The 13907-nt window shown below is 66.8% G+C and carries 13 protein-coding genes and 1 tRNA gene; 1 reads left to right on the top strand and 13 read right to left on the bottom strand.

All coding sequences use genetic code 11. From position 1 onward, the window contains the following. Positions 1-227: 227 nt before the first annotated feature. Positions 228-758 carry a DUF6431 domain-containing protein gene (locus EV671_RS04575; RefSeq protein WP_132570094.1) on the bottom strand — a complete coding sequence of 177 codons (531 nt, stop codon included), beginning with the start codon at positions 756-758 and terminating at the stop codon, positions 228-230. A gap of 203 nt (positions 759-961) precedes the next feature. Between EV671_RS04575 and EV671_RS04570 the strand changes: the two genes are divergently transcribed. Continuing rightward, positions 962-1288 (top strand): RES family NAD+ phosphorylase, encoded by a 327-nt coding sequence (locus tag EV671_RS04570; RefSeq protein ID WP_277592488.1) that lies wholly within the window; start codon positions 962-964, stop codon positions 1286-1288. A 339-nt stretch (positions 1289-1627) separates the two neighbouring features. Here the strand turns inward: EV671_RS04570 and EV671_RS04565 are convergent. The 12 genes from EV671_RS04565 to EV671_RS04510 all read right to left on the bottom strand — a co-directional run bounded on the left by EV671_RS04565 (position 1628) and on the right by EV671_RS04510 (position 13795). Further along, positions 1628-1704: transfer RNA gene (locus EV671_RS04565), tRNA-Pro, on the bottom strand. 57 nt (positions 1705-1761) lie between these two features. Further along, entirely contained in the window at positions 1762-2289 is a 528-nt protein-coding gene (locus EV671_RS04560; protein ID WP_132570093.1) for a MerR family transcriptional regulator, read from the bottom strand. Positions 2290-2324: 35 nt separating this feature from the next. Further along, entirely contained in the window at positions 2325-2693 is a 369-nt protein-coding gene (locus EV671_RS04555; protein ID WP_132570092.1) for an integration host factor subunit alpha, read from the bottom strand. 20 nt (positions 2694-2713) lie between these two features. Next, positions 2714-5143 (bottom strand): phenylalanine--tRNA ligase subunit beta, encoded by a 2430-nt coding sequence (pheT, locus tag EV671_RS04550; protein ID WP_132570091.1) that lies wholly within the window; start codon positions 5141-5143, stop codon positions 2714-2716. 41 nt (positions 5144-5184) lie between these two features. Continuing rightward, positions 5185-6228 carry a phenylalanine--tRNA ligase subunit alpha gene (gene pheS, locus EV671_RS04545; RefSeq protein WP_132570090.1) on the bottom strand — a complete coding sequence of 348 codons (1044 nt, stop codon included), beginning with the start codon at positions 6226-6228 and terminating at the stop codon, positions 5185-5187. A 115-nt stretch (positions 6229-6343) separates the two neighbouring features. Further along, positions 6344-6700 (bottom strand): 50S ribosomal protein L20, encoded by a 357-nt coding sequence (gene rplT / locus EV671_RS04540; RefSeq protein WP_025564000.1) that lies wholly within the window; start codon positions 6698-6700, stop codon positions 6344-6346. 26 nt (positions 6701-6726) lie between these two features. Beyond that, the gene (rpmI, locus tag EV671_RS04535; RefSeq protein WP_132570089.1) at positions 6727-6930 is read right to left on the bottom strand and encodes a 50S ribosomal protein L35; all 204 of its coding nucleotides are present in this window, start codon (positions 6928-6930) and stop codon (positions 6727-6729) included. A 121-nt stretch (positions 6931-7051) separates the two neighbouring features. Continuing rightward, entirely contained in the window at positions 7052-7597 is a 546-nt protein-coding gene (gene infC / locus EV671_RS04530; protein WP_132570088.1) for a translation initiation factor IF-3, read from the bottom strand. Between the two features lie 66 nt (positions 7598-7663). Further along, entirely contained in the window at positions 7664-9571 is a 1908-nt protein-coding gene (thrS, locus tag EV671_RS04525) for a threonine--tRNA ligase (RefSeq protein ID WP_132570087.1), read from the bottom strand. A gap of 193 nt (positions 9572-9764) precedes the next feature. Beyond that, positions 9765-10319: a glycine zipper 2TM domain-containing protein gene (locus EV671_RS04520; protein WP_132570086.1), complete on the bottom strand. Its 555-nt coding sequence runs from the start codon at positions 10317-10319 to the stop codon at positions 9765-9767. 97 nt (positions 10320-10416) lie between these two features. Continuing rightward, positions 10417-11505 carry a patatin-like phospholipase family protein gene (locus EV671_RS04515; protein WP_132570085.1) on the bottom strand — a complete coding sequence of 363 codons (1089 nt, stop codon included), beginning with the start codon at positions 11503-11505 and terminating at the stop codon, positions 10417-10419. A 70-nt stretch (positions 11506-11575) separates the two neighbouring features. Continuing rightward, entirely contained in the window at positions 11576-13795 is a 2220-nt protein-coding gene (locus EV671_RS04510; protein WP_165917468.1) for a TonB-dependent receptor plug domain-containing protein, read from the bottom strand. Positions 13796-13907 lie beyond the last annotated feature (112 nt).

The raw sequence follows: 13907 nt of genomic DNA, 5'->3' as shown, positions 1-13907 counted from the left end.
CAACTGCTGCAGCTCGCCGCGCGCCAGCCGCTCGCGGCTGATCAGCGGGCCCAGCACCGACAGCCGGAACAGCGCCTTGGGATCGACTTCCTTCATCGTCATGCACTCCATGGGTTGGGGAGTGCCGATGACAGCCGCTGTCGGGCCTGCCCGCCAGAGGGCACAGTGTGTGGGGTGCCTGCTCAGGCGGGTGAGCCGGCGCGTCAGGCTGGATCAGGAGCCGCGCATCACGGGACAACCAAGTCACGGTCGAGCCAAACCGCGGCCTGCTGCAGCGACAACTCGTCGATGACGTTGCGCCAGAACGCGTCGAACTCGGACACGCGCCCCAGCTCGGGCCAGCGGCCACGTAGAACGAAGGCGAACTGAGCATCGCGCGCGTGCAGCCAGTCGCGCCAACGCCGCACGGTGCGCCGATCCAAGCCACTGCGGCGTGCGCAGCCGTGCAGCGATACCCCGCTGAGTAGCAGCAGCAACACCGCCTGCTGCACCGCCCAGTCATACCAGCGCCACGGCGCGATGCATGCCGGCAGCCGCGAGCAGGTCCGCACGCAGCCTGCGCACAGGAAGCGCAGCACCGCCACCGGGTTGAGCGCACCGCCTGCGCTGCGATCGGCCTTGCGGTAATAGCAACCGTGATGCCACATGCGAGCCAGCCCGCAGCGCGGGCACGCCGCCGGGCGGTATTGCTCAGGGTCCGTGGCGACGGCGATCAGGTGCTGGGCGAGCTCGGTGATGCTCCCTACAATGCGCTGCATAGGTCGGTCTTGGTTGTGTTGTGGTGCTTGGTAACCCCACGATAACAACGAAGCACCGGCCTATCTCGTTTGCGCGCCGTCCCGCGATGACCGCGGCAGCGTTCTCACGAACGCCCCCAACGTTCCTGGGACATCAAGCCCTGGCAAGCCTCAGACAGCGACGGTCATAACACCTGGCGAAGGACGACGGCGAACTGCTGACGTTGCACACGCTTTTCCAGACCCGAATCAACGGCCGGTCGATGGACCTGACGGAAGCGCCATGGGTTGCCGGACGGGCTCAGTGGACTCACGGCGCAGACTACAGCGGAACGCAGGCGGTGGCCGCGGAAGCGCGCGTCCATGGCGTGGAGTGGATTCGCTACGAGTCGGTGCGCTGCCCTGGGACGCATTGCGCAGCGGTCCTCAGTCCGTGTGCGCTGCGGACGACGCCACCCTACGACATGCAGGACTGGGTCTGCAGGGCAACGCGCGCTCGGGTGATCGTCACCCACAAGGACGGAGCCTCAACCTTCAGTTGGGATTTCTAGTGCTCAGGACAGCTGGGTCAAAGGCTTGCCCGGTTCTTCGAGGGCAGCCGCTCTGACATCCAACACGGCTCGGAGGCCTCCTGTGCTGGCGGCATGCAGATCCAAACGAGCAGTTGCGGCGGACGCCTGGTCGAACTGGTCGCAGCGGCAGAACGCTGCCGAAATGTTCCGCGGAATGAGGCGGGGCAGCGGCTGCGGTGCTATGAGGTACCAAGAAGTTCACCAACAGCACGTTTTCGGTATCCCCATGGGTATCCCCATGAAGCGATAAACCGGGTGAGCAAAGAACAACGGCTTAGCTGCCGAAGCTGCTAAGCCGTTGTTCTATAACGAAAAAAATGGTCGGGACGGCGGGATTCGAACTCGCGACCCCTTGCACCCCATGCAAGTGCGCTACCAGGCTGCGCTACGCCCCGACTGAGCCCACTACTATAACTCAGGAATCCAGCCTTCCGGCGAATTCGGGCGCTTTTTTAGAGGAGGCTGGCTCGGATCGCCAGCAGTTCGGCGCGCACCTGTTCCAGCGAGGTGATGTTCCCAGCTGCCGGGACGGGCAGCGTGATTGAGGCCTCGGCCGCCTTCAGCGGCTGGGTGTGCGGTGCCGCGGGGCGACCTATCGGCGTGCGCAGCAGCTCGGCCGGGACGTCGAGGTCGTCATCGGCGTCAAGTGCGCTGTCGTCGTCCATGGCCTCCAGTGCCTGCGCGGCTTCGGCCTCGTCGCGGAAGTTCTGCGCCGCGGCGGGTGGCAGGCCTTCGCTCAGCTGATTGCGTGCACCGCTGATCGTGAAGCCCTGGTCGTAGAGCAGGTCGCGGATGCGGCGGATCAGCAGCACCTCGTGGTGTTGGTAGTAGCGCCGGTTGCCGCGCCGCTTCATCGGCTTGAGCTGGGTGAACTCCTGCTCCCAGTAGCGCAGCACATAGGGCTTCACGCCGCACAGCTCACTGACCTCACCGATGGTGAAGTAGCGTTTGGCGGGGATGGCGGGAAGCGCCTTTTCCATTGCAAATCAACGAGTTCGCGAGGGGAAGGCAGACTCTACTCGAAGTCTTCGCCGGCAGGCGTATCGCCTTGCACCAACCCCTTGAGTTTGTGGCTGGCGTGAAAAGTCACGACGTTCCGGGCCTTGATGGGGATGGACTCGCCGGTACGCGGGTTACGCCCCGGGCGCGGCGCCTTGCGGCGGATGTTGAAGTTGCCGAAGCCCGATAGCTTCACGTCCTGGCCCTTGACGAGGCTGTCGTGCAGGATGTCGAAGAAGGCCTCGACCATGTCCTTGGACTCGCGCTTGTTCAGGCCCAGCTTGTCGAACAACAGTTCGGCGAGTTCGGCCTTGGTCAGCGTGGGCGTTTCGAGGCTGCCGATGACGACGGCGGCCGCGTCCTTCTTGGTGTCGTTGGCGTCCATGGTTTTTTCTCGTTCTGCGGTCAGCCGCGCAGGCGGCCGCCAAGCTGCTGGCTGACGGCGGCAACGATGGCGGCAACGGCCGCATCGATGCGCTCGTCGGTCAACGTGGCTTCGTCGTCGAGCAGTTCCAGGCGCACGGCCAGGCTGCGTTCGTCGGCCTGCAGGTCGGTGCTGGCACCGGCGGCGGGCTTGAAGACGTCGAAGAGCCGGGCCGAGCGCAACAGCGCGCCGCCGGCGGCCGTGATGGCGGCCATCAGCGCGTCGTGGCTGATGCTGTCCTTTACCACCAGGGCCAGGTCGCGCTGCACGGCCTGCTGGCGCGGCAGCGGCTGGCCCTGCGGCAGTGTGCGAGCTAGCGCGGCGTTGAGGTCCAGCTCGAAGACGACGGGCGCGCCGCCGCTGATCTCGTAGGCCTGGCGCCAGCGCGGGTGCAGTTCACCGACGACGCCGACGATGGTGCCGTTCAGGCTCACGCGGGCGCTGCGGCCCGGATGCAGGGCGGGGTGCTCGGCGGCTTCGAAGCTCAGCGTCTGCGGCGCGAACAGGGCTTCCAGGTCGCCCTTCACGTCGAAGAAGTCGACGGCGCGGTCACGCTGGCTCCATTGCTGCTGATCGGCCGCACCCCAGGCCAAGCCGCCCAGGCGCAGCGGCTGTTCGATGCCGGCAACGCTCAGCGGGCCGTTGGCGACGCCGGCATCGCGCTTGAAGACACGGCCCAGCTCGAACACGCGCACGCGCGTCGCACGACGGGTCTGGTTGTGGCGCAGCACCTGCACGAGGCTGCCGATGAGGCTGGTGCGCATCACCGACAGCGGTGCGGCGATGGGATTGAGCAGCTTGATCGGATCGGCGACGCCGGCCAGCTCGCGCTCCCAGCGTTCCTCGACGAAGCTGAAGTTGATCGTCTCGAAGTAGTCGCGCGCGGCAACGGCGCGGCGCAGTGCGTGCGTCGCCTGGCGCGACTCCGAGCACACGCGACCGACGATGGGCGCCAGTGGTGCGGTGGACGGCAGCGTCGGATAGCCCAGAACGCGGATGACTTCCTCGATGAGGTCTTCCTCGATCTGGATGTCGAAGCGCCAGCTCGGCGGTGTCACCGTGATCACGCCGTCAGCAGCGCAGAAGGGCAGGCCCAGGCGTGTGAATACGCCTTCGCACTGGGCCTGGGTCAGCGGCATGCCGATGATCTTGGCGGCGCGGGCGACGCGCAACGCCACGGGCTTGCGCACCGGTATGTTGGGCACCTGGTCGTCCATAGCGCCGACCTGGGTGTCGGCCGTGCCGCAGATGTCGACGATGAGCTGCGTGATGCGCTCGATGTGCTCGACGGTTTGCGATGGGTCGACGCCGCGCTCGAAGCGGTGGCCGGCATCGGTCGAGAAGTTGTAGCGACGGCCGCGGCCCATGACGGCCTCGGGCCACCAGAAGGCGGCTTCGACGTAGACGTTGCGCGTGTCGTCGGACACGGCGGTGTGGTCGCCGCCCATGATGCCCGCTAGGGACTCGACTTCCCGCGCGTCGGCGATGACGCCGACCTTCTCGTCGACGGTGATGGTGTTGCCGTTCAGCAGCTTGAGCTGCTCGCCGGCCTTGCCCCAGCGCACGACCAGTTCGCCGCTGATCTTGTCCAGGTCGAAGATGTGAGACGGGCGGCCGTACTCGAACATCACGTAGTTGGAGATGTCGACCAGGGCCGTCACCGAGCGCTGGCCGCAGCGCTCCAGGCGCCGGACCATCCAGGCCGGCGTCTGAGCCTTCGTGTCTATGCCCTTGACGATGCGGCCCGAGAAACGGCCGCACAGGTCGGTGGCTTCCACGCGCACGGGGAGTTTGTCGTCGAGCGAAGGCTGCACGGCCGGGAACTCGGCCTTGAGCAGGGGCGCGCCGGTCAGCGCGGCGACCTCGCGGGCGATGCCGAACACGCTCAGGCCATGGCCCAGGTTGGGCGTCAGCTTCAGGGTGAACAGCGTGTCGTCGAGGTTCAGGTGCTTGCGGATGTCTTCGCCGATGACGGCGTCGGCAGCCAGCTCCAGCAGGCCGCCATGGTCTTCGCTGAGCTTGAGCTCGCGGGCCGAGCACAGCATGCCGAAGCTCTCGACGCCGCGCAGCTTGCCCACGCCGATCTTGAAGGCCTTGCCGTCTTCACCGGGGGGCAGTTCGGCGCCGACAGTGGCCAGCGGCACCTTGATGCCGGCGCGGGCATTGGGCGCGCCGCAGACGATCTGCAGCGGCTCCGCACCGCCGGCGTTGACCTTGCAGACGCGCAGCTTGTCGGCGTTGGGGTGCTGCTCGGCTTCGAGGATTTCGGCGACGACGATGCCGTGGAAGGGCGGCGCGACGGGGCGCAGCTCTTCGACCTCCATGCCAGACATGGTCAGGAGTTCGGCCAGTTTCTCGGTGGACAGCGGCGGATTGCAGAACTCGCGCAGCCAGGACTCGGGGAATTGCATGGTTCTTCTGAATTACTTGAACTGCCTGAAACTTCGATGGCTCAGCGGAACTGAGCCAGGAAGCGGAGGTCGCCGTCGAAGAAGGCGCGCAGGTCGTTGACGCCGTAGCGCAGCATGGCCAGGCGGTCGATGCCGGAGCCGAACGCGAAGCCGATGTAGCGCTCCGGGTCCAGGCCCATGTTGCGGATGACCTGCGGGTGCACCTGGCCGGAGCCGGAGACTTCCAGCCAGCGGCCCTTCAGCGGGCCGCTCTCGAACATGATGTCGATCTCGGCGCTGGGCTCGGTGAACGGGAAGTAGCTGGGGCGGAAGCGCAGCTGCAGCTGGTCGGTCTCGAAGAAGGCGGTGATGAAGTTCAGGTAGACCGCCTTCAGGTCCTTGAACGAGATGTTCTCGCCCACCCACAGGCCTTCGACCTGGTGGAACATCGGCGAGTGGGTCGCGTCGCTGTCGACGCGGTAGGTGCGGCCCGGCGCGATGACGCGGATCTCGGGCATGTGCTCCTGGCCGGCATAGCGCTTGGCATGGGCCTGCGCGTAGCGAATCTGCATCGGGCTGGTGTGCGGGCGCAGGTTCAGCCAGGCACCGTTCTCGTCCTTCATGTCGACGTAGAAGGTGTCCTGCATGGAGCGGGCTGGGTGGTTCTCGGGGTTGTTCAGCGCCGAGAAGCTGTACCAGTCGGTCTCGATCTCGGGGCCGTCGGCCACGTCGAAGCCCATCGAGCTGAAGATGGCCTCGATGCGCTCCATCGCGCGCGTGATCGGATGCAGGCCGGCGGTGCCGCGCTGGCGGCCGGGCAGCGTCACGTCCAGCGCCTCGGCCTTGAGCTGTTTCTCCAGCTCGGCGGCGGCGAGCGCATCGCGGCGTGCAGTGAGGGCGGCTTCGATGCCGACTTTCAGCTGGTTGATCTCGGCGCCGCGGGTCTTCTTTTCCTCGATGCTGAGGGCGCCCAGGCCCTTCATCAGTTCGGTCACACGGCCGGACTTGCCGAGGAAACGGGCCTTGGCGTTTTCGAGTTCGGCCGGCGTGGGCGCGGCGGCAAAGTCGCTGCGTGCCGCTTCAAGAAGAGCGTCGAGATCAGACATTCGGAATTCGGGATGACAAGGGTGCAGCCCTTGCGTCGAAGACAAAAAGGGCCGGTCACGCAGTGACCGGCCCCGAAAGTTTGCGTGCTCCGACGTGAGCCGGAGCGGGTCGCAATCAGGCGAGCGCGGCCTTCACCTTGGCGAAGATGCTGGCAAAACCAGCCGGGTCGTTGACGGCCAGATCGGCGAGAACCTTGCGGTCGATCTCGATCTGGGCCTTCTTCAGACCCGCCACGAACTTGCTGTAGGACAGGCCCAGGCCACGCGAGGCGGCGTTGATACGGGCGATCCACAGCTGACGGAACACGCGCTTCTTGGTGCGGCGGTCACGGTAGGCGTATTGGCCCGCCTTCATCACCGCCTGTTTGGCGATGCGGAAGACGTTCTTACGACGACCGCGGAAGCCCTTGGCGAGGGCCAGGACCTTCTTGTGACGGGCGCGAGCGGTAACACCACGTTTGACGCGAGGCATATGTTTCTCCTTCTAGTCTTGGTGGATTACAGGCCGGCGAAAGGCAACATCTGAGCCATGTGGCCCATGTTGGTCTCGTGCACGGTCACGGCGCCGCGAAGCTGACGCTTGTTCTTCGTGGTCTTCTTGGTCAGGATGTGGCGCTTGAACGCCTGACCGCGCTTGACGGTGCCACCCGGACGAACGCGAAAACGCTTTTTCGCGCTGCTCTTGGTCTTCATCTTGGGCATGTGAATGCTCCTTTTAAGTGTGTCCCTGGGGCGGTGACGAAAGAGCCCGTCACGCTTGTTGGCCTCAGGAGACTTGTGAACCGGCCAGCGACCAAACCGACCGGTTGAACTCGTTTCGGTCTCAGCGCTTTTTCGGCGCCAGGACCATGATCATCTGCCGACCTTCGAGCTTCGGCATGTTCTCGACCACTGCCACGTCGGCCAGTTCGTCGCGGATCCGCTCCAGCAATCGCATGCCGATATCCTGGTGGGTGATCTCGCGGCCCCGGTAGCGCAGCGTGACCTTGCCCTTGTCGCCGTCTTCGGCGATGAAGCGACGCAGGTTGCGCATCTTGATCTGGTAGTCGCCTTCGTCCGTGCCCGGGCGGAATTTGACTTCCTTGATTTCGATGATCTTCTGCTTGGCCTTGGCTTCGGCGGCGCGCTTTTGCTCCTGGTATTTGAACTTGCCGTAGTCCATCAGCCGGCAGACCGGCGGATTGGCGGTGGCGGAGATCTCGACCAGGTCCACATCCATGTCGCCCGCCATTCGCAGGGCCTCCTGGATGCTGACGATTCCGATGGGTTCGTTCTCGGGGCCGTTCAGACGGACTTCGGGAGCCATGATTTCGCGGTTCAACCGGTGCTTGCGCTCCGGAATCGCACGACGGTCGGCAAACGTAGCGATGGTGTGGACCTTTCAACGGCCCAAGGCGAGGGGCCACAAAAAACAGAAGCGCGCCCGGGTGGCGTTTCAGACCTTGTTGGTGATGTCTGCGGAGATCCGATCGAGGAAGTCCTGCAGGGGCATCACGCCCAGATCCTGGTTGCCACGGGCGCGGACCGCAACGCTGCCATTCGCCTTTTCCTTGTCGCCTACGACGAGGATGTACGGCAGCTTTTGCATGGAATGCTGGCGGATTTTATAGGTGATCTTCTCGTTGCGCAAATCGGCTGAGGCCCTAAGCCCTTGTTTTTGCAGCGATTTCACAATTTCCGCAACGTAATCGGCCTGGGAATCGGTGATATTGGCCACGACGACCTGCGTCGGCGCCAGCCAGACGGGCAGGGCGCCGGCGTGTTGCTCGATCAGGATGCCGATGAAACGCTCCAGGCTGCCGACGATGGCGCGGTGCAGCATCAGCGGGCGCTTGTGCTCGCCGTCTTCGTCCACGAAGGCCGCGTCCAGCCGCTCCGGCATGTTGGGGTCGACCTGGATGGTGCCGCATTGCCACTCGCGGCCGAGGGCGTCCTTCAGCGTGTATTCGATCTTGGGGCCGTAGAAGGCGCCTTCGCCCGGCAGGTAGGTGAACTCGCAGCCGGACGCGCGCAGACCTTCGGCCAGCGCGTGCTCGGCCTTGTCCCAGCTCTCCTCGCTGCCGATGCGCTTCTCGGGGCGGGTGGACAGCTTGTAGATGATGTCCGTGAAGCCGAAATCCTTGTAGACCTTCTGCAGCAGGGCCGTGAAGGCCGTGACCTCGCCCTGGATCTGGTCTTCCGTGCAGAAGATGTGGCCGTCGTCCTGCGTGAAGCCGCGCACGCGCATGATGCCGTGCAGGCCGCCGGTCGGCTCGTTGCGATGGCACTGGCCGAACTCGCCGAAGCGCAGCGGCAGGTCGCGGTAGCTCTTCACGCCCTGCTTGAAGATCAGGATGTGGCCGGGGCAGTTCATCGGCTTGAGCGCGTAGTCGCGCTTCTCGGACTCCGTCGTGAACATGTTCTCGCGGTACTTGTCCCAGTGGCCCGTGGCTTCCCACAGCGTCTTGTCGAGCAGCTGCGGGCCCTTGACCTCCTGGTAGCCGTTGTCGCGGTAGACGCGGCGCATGTACTGCTCCACCTCCTGCCAGACCGTCCAGCCCTTGGGGTGCCAGAAGACGACGCCGGGGGCGTGCTCGTCGATGTGGAAGAGGTCCAATTCCTTTCCTAGCCTGCGGTGGTCGCGCTTCTCGGCTTCCTCCAGCATCGTCAGGTACTTCTGCAGGTCGTCCTTCGTGGCCCAGGCCGTGCCGTAGATGCGCTGCAGCTGCTCGTTGCGATGGTCGCCGCGCCAGTAGGCGCCGGCCACCTTCATCAGCTTGAAGTGCTTGAGCTTGCCCGTGCTGGGCACGTGGGGCCCGCGGCAGAGGTCCTCGAAGGCGCCTTCGGCGTACAGCGACACATCCTGGTCGGCCGGGATGCTCTCGATGATCTCGGCCTTGTAGGCCTCGCCCATGGCCTTGAAGTGGGCCACGGCCGCGTCGCGCGGCAGCACGCGGCGCACGACCTTCTCGTCCTTCTTTGCCAGCTCGGTCATCTTGGCCTCGATGGCGGCCAGGTCCTCGGGCGTGAAGGGGCGCTTGTAGGCGAAGTCGTAATAGAAGCCGTTCTCGATGACCGGGCCGATGGTGACCTGAGCTTCCGGGTAGAGCGACTTGACCGCATAGGCCAGCAGGTGGGCCGTCGAGTGGCGGATCAGCTCCAGGCCGTCGGCGTCCTTGTCGGTGACGATGGCGAGGCTGGCGTCCTTGTCGATGACGTAGCTCAGGTCGACGACCTTGCCGTCCACCTTGCCGCCCAGTGCGGCCTTCGCCAGGCCGGCGCCGATGCTGGCGGCGACATCGCCGACCGACAGCGGGGCGGGGTACTCACGGCGCGAGCCGTCGGGGAGTTGAATCGAAATCATGGGTGCTCCGTTCAGGGGCAGAAAACAAAAAGCGCGGCCAGGTGCCGCGCTTGTTTATTGCCCGAAGGCGAGAAGACGTGACGTGCCGCGGCCGACTATTTACCGGTGAAGGTGGTGGTCGTAGTTCGCGGTGTCATAACCAGGGTGCCTTTCTCGCTCTTGTGAGGGGAGGGAGCGGCAATTCTAGGGCCAGTCAGCGCAGGCGCTGCAACTGCCCGTCGGCGAGGCGCACCCGTTCGCCAACGCGAAGATCACCCGGGTTGGCGAGCTGCAGGTTCTGGTCGCCACCGCCGTCCAGGCGTATCCAGACCCGGTAGCCCGCCGGACCCCGGCTGCCGTCGCGCTCGATCTGGTCGCCGATGACCGCACCGCCGACGGCACCGAGCACGGCGCCCACCTTGCCACCGTCACCGCGCGGGCCGCCCATGTCGCGGCCGATCTCGTGGCCGATCACGCCGCCGATCAGGCCGCCTGCAATGGCGCCGGCGCCGGAACTGCGAGGCTGGTTGCCGAGCGGTTCGATGGCAGCCACGGTGCCATAGCGGACATCGGCATAGCGGCCGCCGTAACCGGACTCGTTGCCGCCGTAGTAGCCGCCAGGCGCCGGCTCGGCATAGCCGACCGGCGGCGGGCTGTAGGCGGGCGGGGGGGCGCGGTGCACCGGTGCGACGACACAGCCCGCCAGCAGGGCGCTGCCCAGCGTGACGAGGGCGGCAGAGCGCAACAGGGGGCGATGGCGGAGTTTCATGAGGGGAGGTCCTCCGTCCGGCAAGGGGACGGCTGCCGCTGTAACGTTCGGTCGCCCGCTGTCGGTTGACTGGGTGACTGCAACAGTCGGTAGCTGCTCAGAGCGGCAGCGCTTCGATCCGTTCGCGGCGCACGAGGGCGTCGAACTCGTCCGCCAGGCGCTGGCTCTCGGCCACGCCGACACGCCAGCGGCGGCGGCGCTCGCCCGCGTCCAGCGCCATGAAATCGTTGCGGTCGGGCAGCTTGGCGCCAGGCAGCTTGCCGATCCAATCCGGCGACGGGCACAGCAGCACGACGTTGTCGAGGAAGGCGGTCGAGCGGTGGCGATGCTTCAGCGCCTTGTCCAGCCAGCCCGGCACGACCTGGCGCTGGAAATGGGGATAGAGCACCAGCGGCGCGCCCGAGGCCTGCAGCGCGCGGTAGTCCAGATGCAGGTGGTAGTCGGTGATGCCGCCGTCCCAGTAGGCACCGCGCGGCGCGCCGGGCAGGTCGTGCTGGGCCTGCAGCCAGAACGGGATGGAGCAGCTCGCCAGCAGCGCGCCGCGCAGATTGGCGCGCGACAGATGCACCTCGCGGCTCGTGAAGTCGTTCAGCTTCAGCGGCAGGCGGTCGCGCGGGTCGGAGAAGACGACGCGCTCCAGAAAGCGGCCCAGCAGCGGGCGCGACAGCGCGTTGGCCGCGAAGGCGCCGAGGTAGCCCAGCGGCGTGCGCAGCCGGCCTTCGCGCGCCAGCAGGCCGGCGCGTCCGCGCGACGTGACGACATGCAGGCGCAGCCGCGGATGGGCCAGCACTTCCGACTCTCGGCCCTGGAAGATCCCGCCGAGGATCTCGCCGAAGCGCCGGCTGACGCCCTCGGGCCGCGGGCGCTTCTCGCCCGGCAGCACGTCGTATTCCTGCGTCACATAGGCCTCGGCCATCGTGTCGAAGGCGGCGGCGACGTCCCGGTGGGCCAGCGCGGCCGTGGCCATGCGCCAGGCGCCGATGCTGGCGCCGACGAGGTGGACGGTCTGGCGGCTCTGCGGCAGCCAGTCGCCGAAGACGTGGCGGTCCAGGCCGTTGAGGATCAGCCCCTTGGGGCCGCCGGCGGCGGCGGGAATCAGGCCGACATCCTCGGCGCGCAGGCCGCGTTCGGCCAGGCGCGCCCTGGCGGCGGGGCCGGCAAATACTTGAAGGGCAGCGGAAGTCATCGCCCGACAAGATAGCCGAGGGCGGCCGCGCGGAGTGACGCGGCCGGGACGGCGTCGAGGGCAGCGCCCCTCAGAACTTGTGTTCCCAGTTCAGCGCCCACCAGGGCACGGGCTTGCGCTCGTTCAGGTTGAAGTCCGCCAGGCCGGTGATGGCGACCAGGGTGCCCTGCTTGGGCTGGAGCAGGCCGTTGGCACTCAGGCGCAGGCTGTCCTGCCTGCCGAGCTGCCAGGCCCCGAAGGCGTCGAGCGAGCGGCTGGCCAGGGTCTGCTGGCTCTGCAGTGCGCTCTGGGTCACGTCGAACCTGGGTGCGATCTGGGCGCTGAAGCCCATGCTCAGTGGCAGGCTCTTGAGCCGGTAATCGGCGCCGAAGTTGAACTGCCAGGGCTGCTGGCCTTCCAGGCGGTTGTCGGGGCCGGGGATGTCCGCGACCTTGGAGCGGTAGAGGTTCAGCGAGGCGCGCAGGCTCAGTGCCGTGGTCGGCTCGAACAGGCTGGGGAAGAGTTCGCCCGCGCGGCCCTTGACCTCCAGCTCCAGCCCATCGGTCGTGGCCTTGCTGAGGTTGATGGGCTTGGACACCCAGCGCTGCTGCGTGGACCAGGCCACCGTCTCCAGCGCCAGGCTGTTGCGCATCAGGCCCGTGATGCGGCGATGGAAGACGCCGACCGAAACCAGGCCGCCGGCCGGCAGATAGCTTTCGTAGGCGACGTCCAGGCCGGTCGCCAGCTCGGGCTTCAGCATGGGGTTGCCGACGCGGTCGGGCGCGGTCTGTGTGTTGGGGCCGCTGACCGGGTAGCTGGTGTTGATGGTCGGGCGGTTGATGAGCTGCTGCACATCGGGCGCCTTGTAGCTGCGCGTCAGGCTGGCGCGCACGAGGTCGCGGCCCTTGGGGTCGGGCTTGAAGTTCAGGTGCAGCACCGGCGTCGTGACCTTGCTGATGCTGGAGAAGTCGCTGCTGCCGACGCCGTCCTGGCTGCCCTTGCTGTCGGTCTTGATCTGCTCGTGGCGCACGCCGAAATAGGCCGACCACTGGGGGTTGATCTCCCATTCGTCCTGGGCGAACACGGCGCTGCGCGTGATGGTCGCGTCGAAAGGCTGGCCCTCGATGCCGGGCAGCAGGTCGTGGCCGTTCTCGACGGTGCGGCGGTTCTCGTCGCGCACCTTGCGCTCCAGCTCGCCGCCGGCAGCGAGGGTGTGGGCCTCGCCGGCGTACTGGCTGTATTTGCCGGACAGCGTCGCGTTGTGGTTGCGGTTCCTGCCCGTGGTTTCGCGGGTGACCGTCGGGTTGCCGTCCTTGTCGCGGCCGAAGAAGTTGTAGTCGAAGTCGGCGCCGCCCGAACCCGCACCGGCGCGCAGCTCGACGCGCCGGTCCTCGTTGAAGCGGTTGTTGTATTGCAGGTTGACGCGCTGGGCCGCGAAGGTCCCCTGGTTGCGCGTCGTGTCCAGCACGCTGCTCGGCGCGCTGCCGAGCAGCACGGTCGTCGTGTTCCCGCCCTCGTTGTGGAAGCGGTTGTCGACGAAGAAGCCCTGCAGGGTCAGCGTCTCGTCGTCGGCCATCTTCCAGTTCAGGCGCGGCGAGAGGTTGATTCCGCGGCCGAAGCCACGGTCAAACCCCGTGTTGGCCAGGTGCTGGGGCTGGCCGCCGGCGTCGCGGCCAAGGCGTTCGCCGTCGGCATCGCTCCTGTAATGCCACTGATAGAGCGAGATCGGCAGCACGAAGCCCAGGCCTCCGACGACGCGGTCGCCATAGGTGAAGCCGGCGTTGACGACGGGCTTCTCGTTCGCATAGGCGACGCCGACGCGCAGATCCTTCTGCACGACGCGCGGCGCGTCCTTCAGGATGATGTTCAGCGTGCCGGCGATGGCCTGGGCGCTCTGGTCGGCCGTGGGTGCCTTGCTGACCTCCAGGCGTTCCACCTGGGCGGGGTTGAGGTTGTCGAGGCTGAATCCCGGCGGCGCCGGTTCGCCGTTGACGAGGATCTGCGTGTAGGCGCCGCCCAGGCCGCGCATGCGCAGCTGGCCGCCCGAGACATTGATGCCGGGCAGGCGCTTGAGCACGTCGGAGAGTTGGGTGTCGCCGTACTTGTCCAGCTCTTCGCGGCCGTAGAGCTGCTTGGCCACGGGCTCACGGCGGCGCAGGTCGGTGTCGGTCTGCTGGCGCGTCACCGACACGCGTTCGAGCTGCTGGTTGCCGGGCGAAGGCGAGTTGTTCGCGGCGCGGTCGACTTCCTGCTGCGCCAGGACCAAGGCAGGGCAAAGCAGCAGCAGCGACGCGAGGGCGGGGGATTTCAAGCGGGGGACTCCGAGGGGGCGGTGGCGCGCGCCTGGGCGGCGCAATGCGAGCGCCGGCCATCTCGCGACGGCCGGCGGGGCGCGATGATGACAGCGCCGACCTCGGATGACG

Origin of the sequence: Roseateles saccharophilus, from assembly GCF_004342485.1 — a bacterium.
GTDB lineage: Bacteria > Pseudomonadota > Gammaproteobacteria > Burkholderiales > Burkholderiaceae_C > Pelomonas > Pelomonas saccharophila.
The sequence above is the reverse complement of the archived record's forward strand: the minus strand, read 5'-3'. Positions and strand labels throughout refer to the sequence as shown.